General features: G+C 55.9%; 16 protein-coding genes. 9 read left to right on the top strand and 7 right to left on the bottom strand.

What is annotated here, in order from left to right:
- Window position 1: 1 nt before the first annotated feature.
- From apaG to PHD44_RS01230, 7 genes are all read right to left on the bottom strand, one after another.
- Window positions 2–430 carry a Co2+/Mg2+ efflux protein ApaG gene (gene apaG / locus PHD44_RS01260; protein ID WP_300187128.1) on the bottom strand — a complete coding sequence of 143 codons (429 nt, stop codon included), beginning with the start codon at window positions 428–430 and terminating at the stop codon, window positions 2–4.
- Entirely contained in the window at window positions 431–1,171 is a 741-nt protein-coding gene (pgl, locus tag PHD44_RS01255; protein ID WP_300187126.1) for a 6-phosphogluconolactonase, read from the bottom strand.
- Window positions 1,172–1,211: 40 nt separating this feature from the next.
- Window positions 1,212–2,063 (bottom strand): 16S rRNA (adenine(1518)-N(6)/adenine(1519)-N(6))-dimethyltransferase RsmA, encoded by an 852-nt coding sequence (gene rsmA / locus PHD44_RS01250; RefSeq protein ID WP_300187206.1) that lies wholly within the window; start codon window positions 2,061–2,063, stop codon window positions 1,212–1,214.
- A 20-nt stretch (window positions 2,064–2,083) separates the two neighbouring features.
- Window positions 2,084–3,112 (bottom strand): 4-hydroxythreonine-4-phosphate dehydrogenase PdxA, encoded by a 1,029-nt coding sequence (gene pdxA, locus PHD44_RS01245; protein ID WP_300187124.1) that lies wholly within the window; start codon window positions 3,110–3,112, stop codon window positions 2,084–2,086.
- A gap of 11 nt (window positions 3,113–3,123) precedes the next feature.
- On the bottom strand, window positions 3,124–4,521 hold the full coding sequence (locus PHD44_RS01240; protein WP_300187122.1) for a peptidylprolyl isomerase: 1,398 nt from the start codon (window positions 4,519–4,521) through the stop codon (window positions 3,124–3,126).
- 115 nt (window positions 4,522–4,636) lie between these two features.
- Window positions 4,637–6,961, bottom strand: a complete 2,325-nt coding sequence (locus tag PHD44_RS01235) for an LPS-assembly protein LptD (RefSeq protein WP_300187120.1) — start codon at window positions 6,959–6,961, stop codon at window positions 4,637–4,639.
- 17 nt (window positions 6,962–6,978) lie between these two features.
- Window positions 6,979–7,632 (bottom strand): adenylate kinase, encoded by a 654-nt coding sequence (locus tag PHD44_RS01230; RefSeq protein ID WP_300187118.1) that lies wholly within the window; start codon window positions 7,630–7,632, stop codon window positions 6,979–6,981.
- 177 nt (window positions 7,633–7,809) lie between these two features.
- On the opposite strand from PHD44_RS01230, the gene ppa reads away from it, so the two are divergent.
- The 9 genes from ppa to lipB all read left to right on the top strand — a co-directional run bounded on the left by ppa (window position 7,810) and on the right by lipB (window position 16,641).
- A complete protein-coding gene (gene ppa / locus PHD44_RS01225) occupies window positions 7,810–8,340 on the top strand; it encodes an inorganic diphosphatase (protein WP_300187117.1) in 531 nt (176 codons plus the stop codon).
- A 71-nt stretch (window positions 8,341–8,411) separates the two neighbouring features.
- Window positions 8,412–10,295 carry a penicillin-binding protein 2 gene (gene mrdA / locus PHD44_RS01220; protein ID WP_300187115.1) on the top strand — a complete coding sequence of 628 codons (1,884 nt, stop codon included), beginning with the start codon at window positions 8,412–8,414 and terminating at the stop codon, window positions 10,293–10,295.
- Window positions 10,285–11,493, top strand: a complete 1,209-nt coding sequence (gene rodA / locus PHD44_RS01215; protein ID WP_300187113.1) for a rod shape-determining protein RodA — start codon at window positions 10,285–10,287, stop codon at window positions 11,491–11,493. The genes mrdA and rodA overlap by 11 nt, the downstream gene beginning before the upstream one ends.
- Window positions 11,494–11,504: 11 nt before the next feature.
- Window positions 11,505–12,632, top strand: coding sequence for a lytic murein transglycosylase B (mltB, locus tag PHD44_RS01210; protein WP_300187111.1), 1,128 nt, complete (start codon window positions 11,505–11,507; stop codon window positions 12,630–12,632).
- Entirely contained in the window at window positions 12,629–13,489 is an 861-nt protein-coding gene (locus PHD44_RS01205; RefSeq protein ID WP_300187109.1) for a septal ring lytic transglycosylase RlpA family protein, read from the top strand. Before mltB ends, PHD44_RS01205 begins: the two co-directional genes overlap by 4 nt.
- A gap of 20 nt (window positions 13,490–13,509) precedes the next feature.
- Complete coding sequence (locus PHD44_RS01200) at window positions 13,510–14,763, top strand: D-alanyl-D-alanine carboxypeptidase family protein (protein WP_300187107.1); 1,254 nt, start codon at window positions 13,510–13,512, stop codon at window positions 14,761–14,763.
- On the top strand, window positions 14,763–15,620 hold the full coding sequence (locus PHD44_RS01195) for an aminotransferase class IV (protein ID WP_300187105.1): 858 nt from the start codon (window positions 14,763–14,765) through the stop codon (window positions 15,618–15,620). The genes PHD44_RS01200 and PHD44_RS01195 overlap by 1 nt, the downstream gene beginning before the upstream one ends.
- Window positions 15,620–15,958, top strand: coding sequence for a DUF493 domain-containing protein (locus PHD44_RS01190; RefSeq protein WP_300187103.1), 339 nt, complete (start codon window positions 15,620–15,622; stop codon window positions 15,956–15,958). Before PHD44_RS01195 ends, PHD44_RS01190 begins: the two co-directional genes overlap by 1 nt.
- A gap of 47 nt (window positions 15,959–16,005) precedes the next feature.
- Window positions 16,006–16,641 carry a lipoyl(octanoyl) transferase LipB gene (gene lipB / locus PHD44_RS01185; RefSeq protein ID WP_300187101.1) on the top strand — a complete coding sequence of 212 codons (636 nt, stop codon included), beginning with the start codon at window positions 16,006–16,008 and terminating at the stop codon, window positions 16,639–16,641.
- Window positions 16,642–16,668 lie beyond the last annotated feature (27 nt).

Here is a 16,668-nt window from a genome sequence, read left to right as displayed (position 1 = left end):
TTTAATGGATCGGGCGGAATTGACCGGGGGCCAAGAGATGGAACAAGGGGATCGGTGCCCGGAATTTTTCGCCGTCTTCGGTCACAAAGCCGTAATCGCCCCACATGCGCCCGGCGGGTGTTTCGATGATAGCCCCGGATTGATACTGATATGATTCGCCCGGCGCCAGAACCGGCTGCTCACCGACGACGCCTTCACCCCGTACTTCCTGGATACAGCCATTGCCCATGTCGATCTGCCAGTGCCGATCCATGAGCTGGACGGTATGCAATCCCCGGTTCGTGATGTGAATTTCATAACCGAAGGCAAAACGATCCAACTTGGGGTCGGAATGCTCCGGTACGAATGCCGTTTTTACATGAATTTCGATGGATGCATCTTTGGCATCGTTATCCAGCGGATGATCTGAAAATTGCTCCATGAATATCATTCAAATGCCTTCAATACAGGCTTGGTCAACAAACCAGTCTGTCTGTCGTTTACGAATCAGTCGGGCGACGGGTAGCCCGGAGTCCGGTTGTTGGACTGCAAAAAAAGCATCCTGCTTATCTGAACCGGCAACCAGAAAACACACGGCTCGTGCCTGTTCAAACACAGGATAGGTGAGGGTGATCCGTTGTGTCGCAAGTTTCTCTACCGGATTGGCAACGACCCAGTGCTCCCTTTCCAATAACGCGGGCGTGTCCGGAAAAAGTGAAGCAAAGTGCCCGTCCGCGCCCATCCCATTGAGCGCGAGGTCGAACACAGGCGGTGTTCTACCGGCTGATTGATCACGCCAGCTATCAAGAATTTTTTCGTACCGCGCCGCCTCTTCGACAATATCGAGCATCGGCTCACTGATCATCGGGAAGACTTGATCTTGATTGATTCCCAGCGGATCGAACAGATAGGTTTTGGCCATGCCGTAATTGCTGTCGGGATGAGACCGGGGTACTGAGCGCTCATCACCAAAGTAAAATTGCACAGAAGACCAATTCACCCGTGACGCTTGCGCCGGACTGGCGAGCCATGCATACAGTGCCTTCGGTGTATTGCCGCCGGCCAGGGCCATGCGTGCAATACCCCGTTGTGCGATGGCAAGGTTGAGCTTTTGCTGAACATAATGCCCGCACTGTGCAACCAGTTCGTCGATGGTTGGCGATACGCTGGGAATGATTAGGGCGTTGTTCACGGTGCACCACCAGGTTTTGAGTTCAGTCCGTGCATAGGGCCTAAAAGTGATCGGTGTGTTTTCCCGGTGCGACTGAGTCCGTTGCCAGTTCCTTTACGAGACGGGCCAGTGAGATGAACTCATCCAGACTGACCTGTTCCGCCCGGGTGCCGGGATCGATTCCTGCATCAACGATTGTTGACGTGGGCAGACGATGTTTCAAGTTATTTTGCAGCGTTTTTCGCCGATGAGCAAAAGCGAGGCTGACCAACTCTCCGAACAATGGTTTCAGATCATCCGGAACAAGCGGTTGTTCTCTTGGCACAAGGCGGACAATCGCGGAATCGACCTTTGGCGGCGGATTGAACGCCGTGGGCGGGACGACGAAAAGGGATTCGACTTCGGCCACCGCCTGCACCATGAGCGAAAGGCGACCATAGTCCCGGTTGCCGGGGTGGGCGGCGAGGCGATCGACCACTTCCTTTTGCAGCATGAAGGTCATGTCGACTATGTGTTTCGACTGTTCAAGCAGATGAAAAATCAATGGCGTGGCAATGTTGTACGGCAGGTTGCCCGCAATCCGCAGCGGGCCTTCGCCAGCCAGTGGGGCAAGATCGAGGGTAAGCGCGTCTTGTTCCAGAACGGTGAGCTTGCTCTGTGATGCCTGATCATGGGCGGTTTTCTGCTTGCTACAGCGAGCCAACAGTTTCGGGATGATGTCCCGATCGAGCTCGATCACGGTAAGGTGCGTCAGTGGCTGGATCAACTGACAGGTCAGGGCGCCGAGCCCCGGTCCGATTTCGATCAGGCGATCTTCGGCCTTGGGCGCAATGGCAGAAACGATGCGCGCAATCACGGCTTCATCGGTCAGAAAGTTCTGGCCGAAGCGCTTGCGGGCGCGGTGTCCATCCAAAATGCCGGAGGTATCACTCATCAGGCCGATAATCCTGCCCGCGACAAGGCACAAAGGATCGCGGCACGCAGCGAGCCGCCATGGGCCTTGCCGGAGCCTGCGATATCGAGCGCCGTGCCATGATCAACCGATGTGCGGATGATCGGCAAGCCCAAGGTGATGTTCACCGCCTCGCCAAATCCGGCATATTTCAGCACCGGCAACCCCTGATCGTGATACATGGCAAGAACGGCATCGGCATGGTCGAGGTGTTGTGGGGTAAACAGGGTGTCGGCCGGGAGTGGCCCGATGGCGTTGATGCCGGATTCGCGGGCCTGTTCGAGCGCGGGGCCGATGATGTCGATTTCCTCACGCCCAAGATGACCGGATTCGCCCGCATGGGGGTTGAGACCGCAAACGAGGATGCGGGGCCTCGGTTTGCCCAGCCATGCCAAAAGGTCGCGGTTCAGAATATCGAGTACCTCGGTGATGAGCTGTTGGCTGATCGCGCCGGGTACGTCCAGAAGTGGAAGATGCGTTGTTGCCAGCGCGACTCGAAGCGGATGTGCGGTGTCGTTGCGCGCGGTCAGCATCATCACCGGATGACCGCCCACGCGATCGGCGAGGTATTCGGTATGACCGGAGAAGGCGATACCCGCATCGTTGATGACGCCCTTGTGCACCGGAGCGGTCACCATGCCGATGAACTCGCCGGCAGTGCAGCCATCCGCAGCCCGATCAAGCAATGCCAGTACATGGGTCGCATTACGGGGATTAAGACGCCCGGCATGCACCGGTTGATGGGTTGGCAGATTCACAAAGCGAATGGTGCCCGCATCGGCAGGGGCTTCGGGATCGTAATCCGGCCAGTCGTAGGTCAGTCCGAGCAATCGGGCGCGTTCATCGAACACCACCCGATCACCCAGGATAACCAGCTCGACAGGGAGCTTGGCGAGAAAATCGGCCGCATCGGATTGCCGGGCACCAAGCGCCAATAATAGATCGGGGCCGATGCCTGCCGGTTCACCACTGGTGATTGCCAGACGCGGCACAGGCGCCCCAGCGGTCATCGACCTGGGAATCATTCCGTGGCTGAGTCGTTGATGGTGCCGGTAAGACGATTATCGATGTAGGCCTCGGCACGCAGACGGCGGATGTAATTGACCAGATCTTCATCTGCACGACGCTGTCCGATTGCCTGGCGGGCCTGTGCTCTGAGTTTGTCTGTGGGCACCTGTACCTCGCGTGTTTTCAATACCTCAAGGAAATGAAAACCGAACTGCGTCTGGAATACCGGGCTGATTTTGCCGACAGGCGTCTGTTCAAGTATGGTGGCAAATTCGGGAACCATATCGGAAGGATTGACCCAGCCCAACATGCCGCCTTGCTGCGCTGAACCTTTATCGTCGGAGTATTTGCTGGCAATTTCGGCGAATGTCGCTTTGCCACTGATAATTTCCTGACGGAGTTTTTCCGCTTCGGCCTTGGCTGCTACAGGGTCACGCTTGCTATTGACCTGAATCAGGACATGTTCGGCTTCATATTCCGTCAGTTGGGTGTTTCCAGCCGTGCGCTTGCGTTCGCCCAACAGCTTGAGGATATGGAAGCCATTGGGGCTGCGAATCAGGCCACTGATTTCACCTGGCTTAAGACTTTTGACCGTATCCGTAAACAAGCCGGGAATCCGCGACATATCACGCCAGCCAAGGTCGCCGCCTTTGGTCGCATCGGGGGCGTCGGAACGTTCAGCCGAGACCTTGGCGAAATCCTGACCTGCCTTGAGTGCAGCCAAAACATCATCCGCTCGTTTCTTGGCATTTTCCACCTGTGATGGCGTGGCATTTTCAGGCACGCTGATCAGAATCTGGGCAAGATGGTATTCCGTTGTGTCGGAATTAGCGCCCATGTACTGCTTGAGGTACTCGTCGATATCCCGGTCGGTAATGTCCACGCGTTCATAGACTTCGCGTCGTTTGAGTTCGTCGATAATGATCTGTTTGCGAATGTTATCGCGATAGCTGTTCCAGTCTTCGCCTTGGCGAGTGACCGCCTGTTGAAGCTGATCGAGGCTCATGCCGTTGCGCTGTGCAATGCCATCGAGTGCGCTGTTCAGCCGCTGGTCGTCCACTGTAATGCCGATTTGTTTGGCCCGTTGCAGTTCGACTTCTTCGGTGATCATCCGATCAAGTACGCGCTCTTCGAGTTGTTTGAAGTCGGAGGGGCTCAGAGCCTGAATATTGATCTGGCTGGAAACCTGCTGGAGGCGTTCATTCAACTGCCGTTGCGTGATCACGCTCTGGTTCACCACGGCCACGATTCGATCGAACATCTGTTCACCGGCGGCAGGCGTGAGGTCTGCTGCAATCGTGGGTGTGCTGAACACGACGCCAAAAGAGAGTCCGGCGGCCAGTGCCAGCCAGGCGGGTGTCAGACGCGCAAAAATAGGGAGCAGAAAAGACGAACGTGGCGATGTGGTCATAAAAATTCCGGTGTTCCTGAATCTAGAATGGTGTGTTGATGATCAATGGCCGGCCTGCAATGCGGCGGCAAGGCCGGTAAACGGGAAGCAGTGATGATGCTTGGCTTTTGTAAGTTTATTGATCATAACCGAGAATTTCCTGCTGGAACCGGTTCTTCTGACCAAAACTGCCGAGCCCTTTGAGTTCGACCTCAAACAAGATCGCATTGGAATATTTTGGCGCAGCCATGGTGCCAAAGGTATCGGGATTGACAACATAACGTTTCAAAGCGACCCGTGCGGCCCAGCAGCAGGAATCGTAACCCACGCCGAGCAGCGATTGTACCACCTTGTTCTGATTGAAATCGTAACCCAGGCGCCCGAGGACCTGCCAGTGGAGGCTGGTCTGCCAAGCAAACGAAACATCCCCCTGTCGGTAGGCCTGCGTGGTGTCCTGCGGCTTTGTGAAGTAACTGACATTGGCCACGCTGCCCTGGTCGGCACGGTAACCCAGGCGGGTTTGCGTGCGCCCGATGTGGCCGCTGTCACTGTCGTATTCGGCCGTAAACGAGCCGTTCCAGTGTTTGTTGATGTCGGAATAAGCCTCGGCCACCACGGTAGAGCCGCCTTTATCGACGGTCGGGATGACGCGACTTTCCCTGAAGTTGTATCGCTGGGCAATCCGCAAGCTCAATGGCTCGGTGCCCTGCACCGTATCAATAAGCGACCAGCTGACGCCGTATGTCAGGGCATTGGCGTCACTGATGCGGTCACCGCCACTGAACCGATTGGCAGTGAATAGCTGGCTGTAGCTCAGGTTCGTCAAGCCGGTATCGAACAAGGGGATGTTCGTCTGATCGCGGTAGGGCACATTCAGGTAATAGAGTCTGGGTTCGAGTTGTGCGCGATACCGGCCCGTCTCACCGTAACTTCGCTCAAAAAACAGTTTCGAGTCCAAGCTGGTGATCGGCAGGACGCGTGTGGGGTGTTCCTGGGGATCACTTGTCTGGTACAGAGGGTCGCTCAAGCCGCGCGTCAACTGATAGGCCGTGGCATCAAGTGTCAATTTCGGCGTGATTTCATACCAACTGTCGCGGAACTCATGGTATAGCGATGGCGCGACATGCAACCTTTGACCGGTAGTGGCACTGGAATAGGAGTTTGAGAACCGCGTGGCATCGGCAACCAGAGATAGATCGGCCAAGCCCAGATCAAAATTTTTGCTGGCCGTGATTCTGGGCATGATCCGGTACGGATAGGCCGACTGGGGAATCAACGGGTTCACGGTCTGGTATTGCAGTGCCATCAGCCCAAGCGACCAACCACCCGTTGTCGCATTCAGATTGAACTGGGTCGGCAGATAATCTGTGGTGGCCTGATTGAGATTGGTGGAGAAATCACGGAAAAACTGCTGATCAGATACCCGATTGACGTTCAGGGCGTAGGAGAGATTCGGTGTGACCTGTGCTTGATCTTTTAGCGTCAGCGCCCAGCGCTTCTCACCGTAAACCCGGTCGTTGGGGAGCCAGAACAGGTTGACCTGATCGTAACCTGCACCTGTGCTGCCGAAGCGGTGGAGATAACGGAATTCCGTATCCAGACCCAGTCCACGGCGCGTAAATACATGGGGTGAAATCGTCGCGTCCATATTCGGCGCGATGTTCCAGTAATAGGGTTGGACGTATTCAATACCACCCGATGTGCTGCTACCGAAGGTCGGGAAGAGCAGGCCGCTTTGTCGACGATTATCGATCGGGAAGTTGAAGTACGGGAAATAAAAGATCGGGACGCCGCCCGCGTGCAGAACGGCGTCATAGGCTTGGCCTCGTCCGGACTCACGGTCGAGGTCGATTTGTTTTGCCGAAATATCCCAGGCCCGCTTTGCAGGCGGGCAGGTGGAGTAGTCGGCCGTGAACAGCTGGTAGGTTGATTCGCTGTGTTGCTCGACCCGGCTTGCGCTGCCCGAGGCCCGGCGGCTGTTGAGCCAGTATCGGGCATCGTTCAATTCGCCCTGGTGCAACTGCGGCTCAAGCCAGCCATGATCGGCATTGAGGGTAAAATCCGGCGTTTCGTACCACAGATCGCCCGTGCCCGTGATACGTTCCTCCGGCTGTTTTTGATAGGTGAGCTGGTTGCCGGTGATGCGGTCGGCTGGCCGCACGATGCGCGCATCACCCTTGAGTTGAATCGTCCCGTTCTGCTCGAACTGAGCATGGTCAGCGGTTGCCTGCGCCGGTGTGTCGAGTGGTTGAACCCGAAGTGGGGGGCGGTCCGGGCCGAATGGTGGGCACAGACTGCAAGACTTGCTGTCGGCTGCCTGATCAGCAGGGGTGGTGCCTTCGGCTTGTGCGCTTGTAGAGAAAATTCCTGAGGCAAGGATGCAAGAAACAGCTAACGAAAGGGCTAGCCGTCTTGGATTCGTGCGCCGCACAGTGCGGGCGCGAGATATGGTTGGGTGCATCCTGAATCTTGTTCCTGCTAAGTGGCCATGCGCGCCAGAACGTCGTGGAATGCTTCGGTGATGTCGTCAATGGGTTGTGTGCCATCGATTCGCGCCAGTTTGTTCTGCTTTTCGTAAAATGCAATCAGAGGAGCCGTTTGCTCTTCGAAGACCTTGAGGCGCTTCTCGACGGTCGCCTCGTTATCGTCTGCCCGCTGGATGAGTTCACCGCCACAGACGTCGCAGATGCCCGTTTTTGCACTGGGGTGCGTGTATTTGTTGAATACCGCACCGCATTGGCTGCAGGTCTGGCGACCGGTGAGGCGTTGCATCAGATCCTTGAAGGGAACATCGAGGACGATTGCAGCCTGAAGAGACTGGTTCAGATTGGCCAGCATCTCGTCGAGTGCTTCGGCTTGCGCAATGTTGCGCGGGAAGCCATCGAGAATATAACCGCGCTTGGTATCGGCCTGATCGAGCCGTTCCTTGATCATGCCGAGGACGATGTCGTCACTGACCAACTGCCCCGCATCCATGGCTGCCTTGGCTGCCTGGCCCAGCGGGGTGCCTTGTGACACGGCGGCGCGAAGCAAATCTCCGGTCGAAATCTGCACCACGCCGTAGTGATCGACCAATTTTTTGGCCTGTGTGCCTTTGCCAGAGCCCGGCGCCCCGAGTAGAACGATACGCATGAACGAATATTCCCAGAAAAGATCAAGAAGTATTGGCACGTCGGCGGAACCGGCGCGACCAAAATAAAGTCCGTATAATACGCAAACTTTAGCTTCTCGCGGTATCGAGATTGTCGGTTGATCACCCGAGTGCCTTCTTTTTCATCATGTCCTGTTCACAATTTTTAGGAGAAAACCATGGATTTAGCCAAGATTCCTGCCGGTAAAGCGGCACCGGAAGATATTTTTGTCGTCATCGAAATTCCTGCCCAAGGCGCGCCGATCAAGTATGAGGTCGACAAGGCCTCTGGCGCTCTGCTAGTCGATCGCTTCATGGCGACAGCCATGTTCTACCCGGCCAACTACGGCTTTGTGCCCAACACCTTGTCTGAAGATGGTGACCCGGTGGATGTGTTGGTGGTCACGCCCACGCCGCTGATGCCCGGCTCGGTGATTCGCGCCCGCCCTGTTGGCATGCTCAAGATGACGGACGAATCCGGTGTGGACGCCAAGATCATTGCCGTGCCGCACAGTAAGTTGTCTCCTCTGTACGACGAAATCAAGGAAGCCACTGATCTGCCGGCCTTGCTGCTGGCACAAATCAAACATTTCTTCGAGCAATACAAAGCGCTTGAATCCGGTAAGTGGGTGCGCGTTGATGGCTGGGCCGATAAAGCGGCAGCCTGTGCGGAAATCGAAGCGTCCATCGCTCGTTATCAGAAGGCTTGATCCCGCGGTGTGGGCGTGAACAGAACGTTTTCATTTGAGCCCTGTTCATTGGAATTCCGGGCGCGGTTGGCATGAGTATCAGAGAAGCCATTCGCGATGCGCATATCAATCGTGCCTATGATCGCCGCCTGAATGATCGGCATCTCAGTCGACAGATTTTTCGACGTCGGGTGCTGCTTGCGGCGCTGATTGCCTTGTTGGTATTTACCGTTCTGTTGTGGCGTGCCGCCTTTCTACAGGTGGATCGCCATGAGCATTTTTCCGAGATGGCGGAAAACAACCGCACACGAACATTGGTGATCCCGCCTGAGCGGGGTCGCATTTTTGACGATGGCGGCCGCGTCGTGGCCGACAATGTGGCCACGTATCAGGCGCAAATCGTGCCGGAGGATGCGGACGATCTCAAACGAGAGCTCTCGATGCTGCAGCAGGTGCTCAAGCTCGATGACGATACCTTGCACGATCTGAAAGAACGGATCAAATTCGGTCGTTCATTCGATCCGATTCTGGTGAAATCGGATCTGACACCCGTGGAAATGGCCAAACTGGCCCAGTTGCAACCCTGGTTGCCCGGTGTCTCCGTGGAATCCAGCTTAAAACGGGTCTATCCCTACCGGCAACTTCTGGCCCACGTGGTCGGCTACGTCGGCCGAATCAATGTGGCCGACCTCAAACGAATCAATGCCGACCTGTATCAGGGTACCCAATACATCGGCAAGTCCGGCATCGAGCGGGAATACGAAGATGTCTTGCACGGCAAGCCCGGCTTCAAGACGGTGGAAGTCGATGCTGTGGGGCGTGTCGTCAAGGTGCTCAAGGTTGTACCACCGGTTGCCGGTCAGGATATCCACCTCACGCTGGATGTGCCTTTGCAGGGTATCGCTGCGGCTGCACTTGGCTCGTACAGTGGCGCCGTGGTGGCGGAAGACCCGACAACGGGCGCGATCAAGGCGATGGTGTCACGGCCGAGTTTCGATCCCAATCTGTTTGTCGATGGCATCAGTCACAAGAACTATCAAGCGCTGCTGAACGATCCTGAGCGCCCCTTGTTTGATCGGGCCATCACGGCTACCTATCCACCGGGCTCGACCATCAAGCCCGTCATGGCCTTGGCGGGCCTGCAATATGGTTTCCTTGACCCGAACAAGAAATTCTTCGCCGGACCGTATTTCCAGATTCCCGGAGATAAACACCACTACCGCGACTGGCGCAAATGGGGACACGGCTGGGTTGATCTGGATCAAGCCATCACGCAGTCTTGTGATGTGTATTTCTATGATCTGGCCTATCGGATGGGCATCGATCCTATGCATGCGTTCTTGACTGAGTTTGGTTTGGGGCGGAAAACCGGGATTGATCTGCCCGGTGAGTCGTCTGGTCTGGTGCCATCGCCAGAATGGAAGCGTAAAACCAAGAATTTACCCTGGTATCCCGGCGAGACGGTCATTGCCGGCATCGGGCAGGGCTATATGCTGACCACGGTATTGCAGTTGGCGCAGACCACATCGATTCTTGCCGAATCCGGAAAACGTTACCGTCCCTGGTTGGTGGCCAGCAATAAAGACAAGGAACCGAGCATAGAACTCAAGAGCCCGAGCTTCTGGAATGACGTGCGCCACGGCATGTTTGATGTCATCAACAGCCCGCACGGCACGGCAAGAAGGATAGCGGCCCCGTATCTGATCGCCGGTAAAACGGGTACCGCCCAAGTCTTCACCGTAGCGCAAAATGCAAGTTATAACGCCAAGGATCTGGCGAAGAAGTTGCACGATCATGCTGTTTTCATTGGTTTTGCGCCGTATGATGATCCGAAAATCGCCGTCGCGGTAATGGCCGAGCATGGAGGCAGCGGTTCGGGGACGGCCGCGCCTGTCGCTCGGCGTGTCATGGACTATTACCTCGGCTTCGAACCCAAAAAGACAGTTAAGATGGAGTTCGTGAAACATGGCGACTGAGCAACCCAAAGCGGGCATCTCGGGGCGAGGGCCAGTGCTCGATCGTCTGAACCGAAGCAGCGATTTCGGCAAACATGAAGGCGCGAAGTGGTTTTTCCTTGGGCTTCTTTCTCTGATCAGGCGTATCAATTACGACCCGGTCCTGCTTTTTTTCCTGATGCTGATCGCCGCGATCGGTTTGGTGGCGGGTTATTCTGCCTCCGACCAGAGCGTGATCTGGGTTGAGAAAAGTGCATTCCGCTTTGCGCTCGCCTTTTTGCTGATGCTCGCCATCGCTCAGGTTCCGCAACGTTTCTTTTTCGCCATTGCGCCGTGGTTGTTCGGGTTTGTTGTCGTGCTGCTGGTGGCCGTGCATTTGTTCGGCGATGTCGGGAAGGGCGCGCAACGATGGTTGGACTTAGGCTTCATTCGCTTCCAACCCGCTGAAATTCTCAAACTCGGCATGCCGATGATGCTGGCCTGGTTTTTGGCCCGGCGACCGCTGCCTCCGCGGTTTCTTGACGTGGTGATTGCCCTGATTCTGGTTGCGGTGCCTACGGTCTTGATTGTGATGCAGCCCGATCTGGGCACCGCCATCCTGGTCATGACGGCCGGGCTGTTCGTACTGTTTTTCGCCGGGTTGTCTTGGTGGTACGTGCTGGGTTTTGTTCTGGCGATATCCGCTGCTGCGCCATTGATGTGGTTTTACGTGATGCACGACTATCAAAAGGAACGCGTGCTGACGCTGTTCAACCCCATGGCCGACCCTTTGGGGGCGGGTTATCACACCATCCAATCGATGATTGCGATTGGATCGGGCGGTATCTGGGGCGTGGGTTGGCTGCAAGGCACCCAGTCGCATTTGAACTTTCTGCCGGAAGGAACCACCGATTTCATTCTTGCCGTTTATGCCGAAGAGTTCGGTTTGATGGGCTTGATTCTGCTCTTTGGCCTGTACCTGGCTGTTATCTGGCGCGGGCTTTATATTGCCGCTTATGCGGAGTCCACCGCCGGCCGCATGCTGGCCGCCGCCATTTCCATGACCTTTCTGGTTTATGTTTTTGTCAATGCGGGCATGGTGATCGGCATTTTGCCGGTGGTTGGTGTGCCGCTCCCCTTGATGAGCTATGGCGGCACGGCACTGGTGACCATCATGATCGCCTTGGGTATGCTGATGAGTATTCGAACGCAACGGAGTTTTTTGGGGCATGAACGATGAGTGAGCGCGCGTTGAAAAATTCCAAGATGAAGCATTCGGTTTGGAGCGGGAAGTGGTTGGGCGTGCTTCTGTCTGCCTTTACCTTGGGCCTGAGTGCTGTTTGCCTGCCTGCTTTAGCCGATGATGAGGGTGCGAAGCCGCCGGGAAATTATGCGGCGCGCGCCGATGTGCGTGAATTCGCGCGTGAAGCCGCACAAAAGACCGGTCTGCCCCAAACGGAAATCCAGCAGTGGCTGGATGCGGCGAAATATCAGCAAAGTATTGTCGATGCGATGAATCGCCCCGCCGAATCCAAAACCTGGGCTCAGTATCGACCGATTTTCATTACGCCCAAGCGCATTGCCGCCGGTGTAGCCTTCTGGAATGATCACGCCGCTGAACTTGCGGCGATCAGCAAGAAGTACCGTGTTTCCCCCGCCATCATTGTGGCGATCGTGGGTGTTGAAACCTTCTACGGCCAGCGTATGGGCAGTTACCGCGTCATCGATGCACTGGCGACGCTCGGGTTTGATTATCCCAAACGCGGCGCTTTCTTCCGTGGGCAGCTTGCCGACTTTTTCACACTGGCGGCCAAGGAGCACATCGATCTCAATACTGCGCTTGGAAGTTACGCCGGTGCGATGGGTATGCCCCAATTTATCCCGTCGAGTTATCTTGAGCTGGCGGTGGATGGCGATGGCGATGGCCGCTGCGATCTGTGGCATAGCGATGCGGACGTGTTCGCCAGTGTGGCGAATTATTTCGCCGAACATGGCTGGATGCCGGGTGCGCCGGTCGGCTTCCCGATTGACATCGACAAGCAGCAGGCAGCCGCGGTTGCGGACAAGCTCAATACCGGACGTGATCTTAAACCCAAAATCACGATTGGCGAGTTACGCTCACTGGGTGTCGCGTTGCCGGAAGATCTGTATCTGCCGAAGGATGAGAAGGTCATGCTCTTCACGCTGACCGGTACCAATAAAGTGGAGTACTGGGTTGGCCTGGATAATTTCTATGTGATTACCCGCTATAACCATAGCACCCTGTACGCGATGGCCGTCTGGCAGTTGAGTCAGGCCGTGCAGGCCGCTCGGGATGAATTGGCAGCCGCTGACTCGTCACCGGTCAAGGCTGCCCAAACGCAGGCTCCGAATCCGTGAATCAGATCCGCTTGAATGTGAACGGCATGTGGCCGGTAGCCGTTTTGATGGCAACCGCGTTGTTGTCCGGTTGTTCAACGGTAAATCGAGTCAATCCCGGCGAGGCGGCAACAACCAACGCAGTGCCGCGTTTTGAGCCCCAGCCATCTCGCCTTAATCCACCGTCTTATACCGTGCTCGGGCGCACTTATCATGTGCTGGGCAGCAATGACGGGTACGATGCGCAAGGCGTGGCTTCATGGTACGGACCGAACTTCCAGAGCAAATCCACATCCAGTGGCGAGCGCTATAACATGTACGCAATGACCGCCGCGCACAAAACCTTGCGCATTCCTTCCTACGTCCTGGTGACGAATTTGGAAAATGGCAAACAGGTGGTTGTACGGGTGAACGATCGTGGTCCTTTCGTGTCGAACCGCATCATTGATTTATCGTATGCGGCGGCCAAGAAAATCGGCATGATCGGCCGGGGCACGGCCATGGTGGATGTTCGATCCATCACGCCGGATACGCCGATACCCACGTCGCAAAGCATCGTGTCCGGGGCGCCGACGCTTCCGGCATCACCCGCGCCTGTTGCCAGTGCGCCAGCGGTTTCGGCGGCTGCCAGTCTGCCGCACGCGGTCTGGGGGCAGGATGTATTCATTCAGGTGGGTGCTTTCGGCGAAATGGGCCATGTGATCAGCGTGCAACAACGCCTGGCTCAGGCGGGAATCACCGCCGTGTCGGTTACGCCCTTCGGGGCCTTGAATCGCGTGCGGGTTGGTCCGGTGGCATCGCTCGCGGACTACGACCGCCTCATGGATCAATTAAGAACAATCGGTTTTGAAAATGCGCAGATGGTAGTGGAACAATGAGAGAGAACAATAGTACTGATATGAAGAAACAACACACACGCTCTGCGCTTCGCGCTCGTTTCATGCCGCGCCTGTTGGCTGCTGGCCTGGCCTTTGCTGCGAGTGCGATTCTTTATGTGCCCGCACAGGCAGAAACCACGGCCGTTTCACCTCAGAAAAATCAGCCTGCCGCCCCATCGACACCGGTGGCACAGGTTGCTATGCCGGTTCCGGGTGCCCCTGTTTTGTCCGCTCGTTCCTATGTGCTGCTCGATGCGAATACCGGGCAGATCATCGTCCAGAAAAATGCCGATGAACCGGTGCCTCCGGCAAGTATCACCAAGTTGATGACCTCGTACCTTGTGTTCAGTGCACTTAAGTCTGGCCAAATCCACATGGATGATATGGTCACCATCAGTAAGAAAGCCTGGCAAATGCAAGGCTCCAAGATGTTTATTGAAGTGGGCAAGCAAGTCAGCGTCAAGAATTTGCTCATGGGTATGATTGTTCAATCAGGCAACGATGCCGCGACGGCTTTGGCCGAATACGTCGGCGGTAACGAGCAGAGTTTCGTGTCGTTGATGAACGCAACCGCCAAGAAGCTTGGCATGACAAACACCCATTATGAAGATCCGACCGGTTGGCCGGCCGATGGCCATGTGATGTCGGCGCGCGATATCAGCACGCTGTTTAATGCCTTGGTTAAACAATTTCCCGATTATTACCACGAATTTTTCCGCCAAAAGGAATTTACCTGGAACGGCATCAAGCAATACAACCGGGAAAAACTGTTGTTTCGCGATAACTGGGTTGATGGTGGCAAAACCGGACACACCGAGGAAGCAGGCTTTTGTCTGGCCACCTCCGGCCAGCAGAACGGGATGCGTTTGATTGCTGTCGTGCTGGGTACGGCGAGTGATGATGCGCGTAACAATGAAGCTGAAGCGCTGCTGAATTACGGCTTCCGTTTCTATGAAAATGTACCTGTTCGTCAGGCCAAGCAAGTGCTGGCTACGCCCGATGTATTCAAGGGCACGGCCGATCAGGTTCCTGTCGGCTTGGAAAAAGATCTGGTGGTATTGGTAACCAAGGCTCAGGCCAAGAACCTCTCCGTGTCCATGACCATCAATCCCAAGCTCATAGCGCCTTTGGCCGCGGATCAATCCGTGGGCAAACTGGTGGTCAAGGCCGGTGACAAGATCATCGCCGAACGTGATGTCGTGGCATTGAATGCCGTACCTGAAGGCGGTTTTTTCAAGCGTATGGTTGATACGGCTCGCCTCTGGTTCAAGTAATGCAGGCTGTCTACTTCAACGGGCGGTGGGTCGCGCCCGAGCAAGCGCGCATATCCGCGTTTGATCGAGGATTTCTTTTCGGCGACGGCGTCTATGAAGTCATCCCGGCATTCAACCGACGTTTGTTTGGCGCCGGGGCTCATCTCGACCGATTGACGCGAAGCCTTGAACAGATCGACATTCAAGACCCGCTGACGCGCGTGCAGTGGATGGATGTCATGAATCGCCTGGTATCCGAGTGCCCAAGTGACGATGTGTCGATCTATATTCAGGTGACACGTGGCGCACCGGCGAAGCGGGATCATGCCTATCCCAACCCGCCCGTGCCGCCCACGGTTCTGGCCAGCGCGAACGCCATTTCGCCCTTGAGTGCCGAGATTCGTACGCACGGTGCCAAGGCCATCACCGTGCCCGACCTTCGTTGGGGCCGGTGCGATATCAAGAGCGTGAATTTGTTGCCGAATATCATGGCGCGGCAACAAGCGGTCGCCGCCGGTGCGGTAGAGGCGATCATGGTGCGTGAAGGGATAGCGCTTGAGGGCGCCGCCTCGAATCTGTTCGCCGTGATTGATGATGATTTGCTGACAGCACCGCTCGGACCGCATATTCTCGGTGGCGTCACACGCAATCGTCTGATCGATATGGTCAAGGATCAAGGCCATATTCCTTTGCTCGAATCCCCGATTCCCTTTGATCGTCTATTCGATGCGACCGAAGTGTTCATGACCAGCTCGACACGCGATCTGTTACCAATCACCCGTATCAACGAGCATCCGGTCGGCACTGGGAGTATGGGCCCGGTCTGGACTGAACTGTCGAAAGCCTTCACAAAACTCAAACAACAACGAGAGAACTGATGGACGAATTTCTTACCGATAAAGAGTTGGAAAAACAAAAGCATAGCGAGGAAATCAAAGCCGAGGAAGCCGCGATTGAACAGGAAACCCTGCTCGAATTCCCCTGTCAATTCCCCATCAAGATCATGGGGCCGGCAACGGATGAATTCGACGCACAAATTCGCGCATTGGTGATGGCACAACTGGGGGAATTGCCGCCCTCAGTCTGGAAAATCCGGCCCAGTGCCAAGGGGAATTTCGTGGGCATGACACTCACATTTACGGCCACGTCGAAAGCCCAGATTGATGATCTTTATCGGGCGATTACGGCCCATCCCGAAGTTAAAATGTGTTTGTAAGTCTAGCCGGAGTGCTTTCTTGCTCCGATCTCGCTCCAATCTGATTTATGTCCTTGATTGATTACGGTACCGACTGCGATTATGCCGAACTGCTGGCAAAGATGCAGTCATTCACCCAGTCGCGCCAACCAGATACCGAGGATGAGTTCTGGGTGCTGAGTCATCGCCCGGTCTTCACACAGGGTCTGAATGGACAACCGCAACATGTACTCGACCCCGGTGATATACCGGTCGTGCGAACTGATCGGGGCGGGCAGGTGACTTATCATGGCCCTGGGCAACTGGTGGTTTATACCCTGGTCGATCTCAAGCGCGCCGGTGTTGGTGTGCGTGCATGGGTAACCGCGCTCGAGCAGGTCGTTATCGACTATCTGACGGAGTTTGGTGTTCGGGCAGAACGCCTGCCGGGGGCGCCCGGCGTCTATGTGAACGGTGCGAAAATTGCCGCGCTGGGGCTCAAGGTTCGCCAGGGGCGTTGCTACCATGGCCTGTCGTTGAATCTGGACGTTGATTTGGCGCCCTTCGCGCGAATCAACCCCTGCGGGATGGCGAATCTGCCGGTGACCGATCTGCGTCATTGCGCCGATCTCACGCGCAATGAAATGCCCGATTACCGTCAAGCGGGCAGCGCAATTGTGTTAGGTTTACAAAAAATACTATTGGAACAGTCCCCGATGGCGTAAGTCAGCCCGGTTTCCAGTCATCTGATC

Origin of the sequence: Halothiobacillus sp. (genome assembly GCF_028710545.1) — a bacterium.
Lineage (GTDB): Bacteria > Pseudomonadota > Gammaproteobacteria > Halothiobacillales > Halothiobacillaceae > Halothiobacillus.
Note: the sequence above shows the minus strand (reverse complement) of the source record. Positions and strands in the feature narration are given on the sequence as shown.

What these genes read in the sequence shown, in the direction of transcription:
- PHD44_RS01235 (WP_300187120.1), bottom strand. Translation starts at nt 6,961, where the DNA reads ATGCACCCAACCATATCTCGCGCCCGCACTGTGCGGCGCACGAATCCA.
- rodA (WP_300187113.1), top strand. Translation starts at nt 10,285, where the DNA reads ATGGCGACTGAGCAACCCAAAGCGGGCATCTCGGGGCGAGGGCCAGTG.
- apaG (WP_300187128.1), bottom strand. Translation starts at nt 430, where the DNA reads ATGATATTCATGGAGCAATTTTCAGATCATCCGCTGGATAACGATGCC.
- pdxA (WP_300187124.1), bottom strand. Translation starts at nt 3,112, where the DNA reads ATGACCGCTGGGGCGCCTGTGCCGCGTCTGGCAATCACCAGTGGTGAA.
- PHD44_RS01240 (WP_300187122.1), bottom strand. Translation starts at nt 4,521, where the DNA reads ATGACCACATCGCCACGTTCGTCTTTTCTGCTCCCTATTTTTGCGCGT.
- PHD44_RS01190 (WP_300187103.1), top strand. Translation starts at nt 15,620, where the DNA reads ATGGACGAATTTCTTACCGATAAAGAGTTGGAAAAACAAAAGCATAGC.
- PHD44_RS01195 (WP_300187105.1), top strand. Translation starts at nt 14,763, where the DNA reads ATGCAGGCTGTCTACTTCAACGGGCGGTGGGTCGCGCCCGAGCAAGCG.
- PHD44_RS01230 (WP_300187118.1), bottom strand. Translation starts at nt 7,632, where the DNA reads ATGCGTATCGTTCTACTCGGGGCGCCGGGCTCTGGCAAAGGCACACAG.
- ppa (WP_300187117.1), top strand. Translation starts at nt 7,810, where the DNA reads ATGGATTTAGCCAAGATTCCTGCCGGTAAAGCGGCACCGGAAGATATT.
- mrdA (WP_300187115.1), top strand. Translation starts at nt 8,412, where the DNA reads ATGAGTATCAGAGAAGCCATTCGCGATGCGCATATCAATCGTGCCTAT.
- PHD44_RS01200 (WP_300187107.1), top strand. Translation starts at nt 13,510, where the DNA reads ATGAAGAAACAACACACACGCTCTGCGCTTCGCGCTCGTTTCATGCCG.
- lipB (WP_300187101.1), top strand. Translation starts at nt 16,006, where the DNA reads ATGTCCTTGATTGATTACGGTACCGACTGCGATTATGCCGAACTGCTG.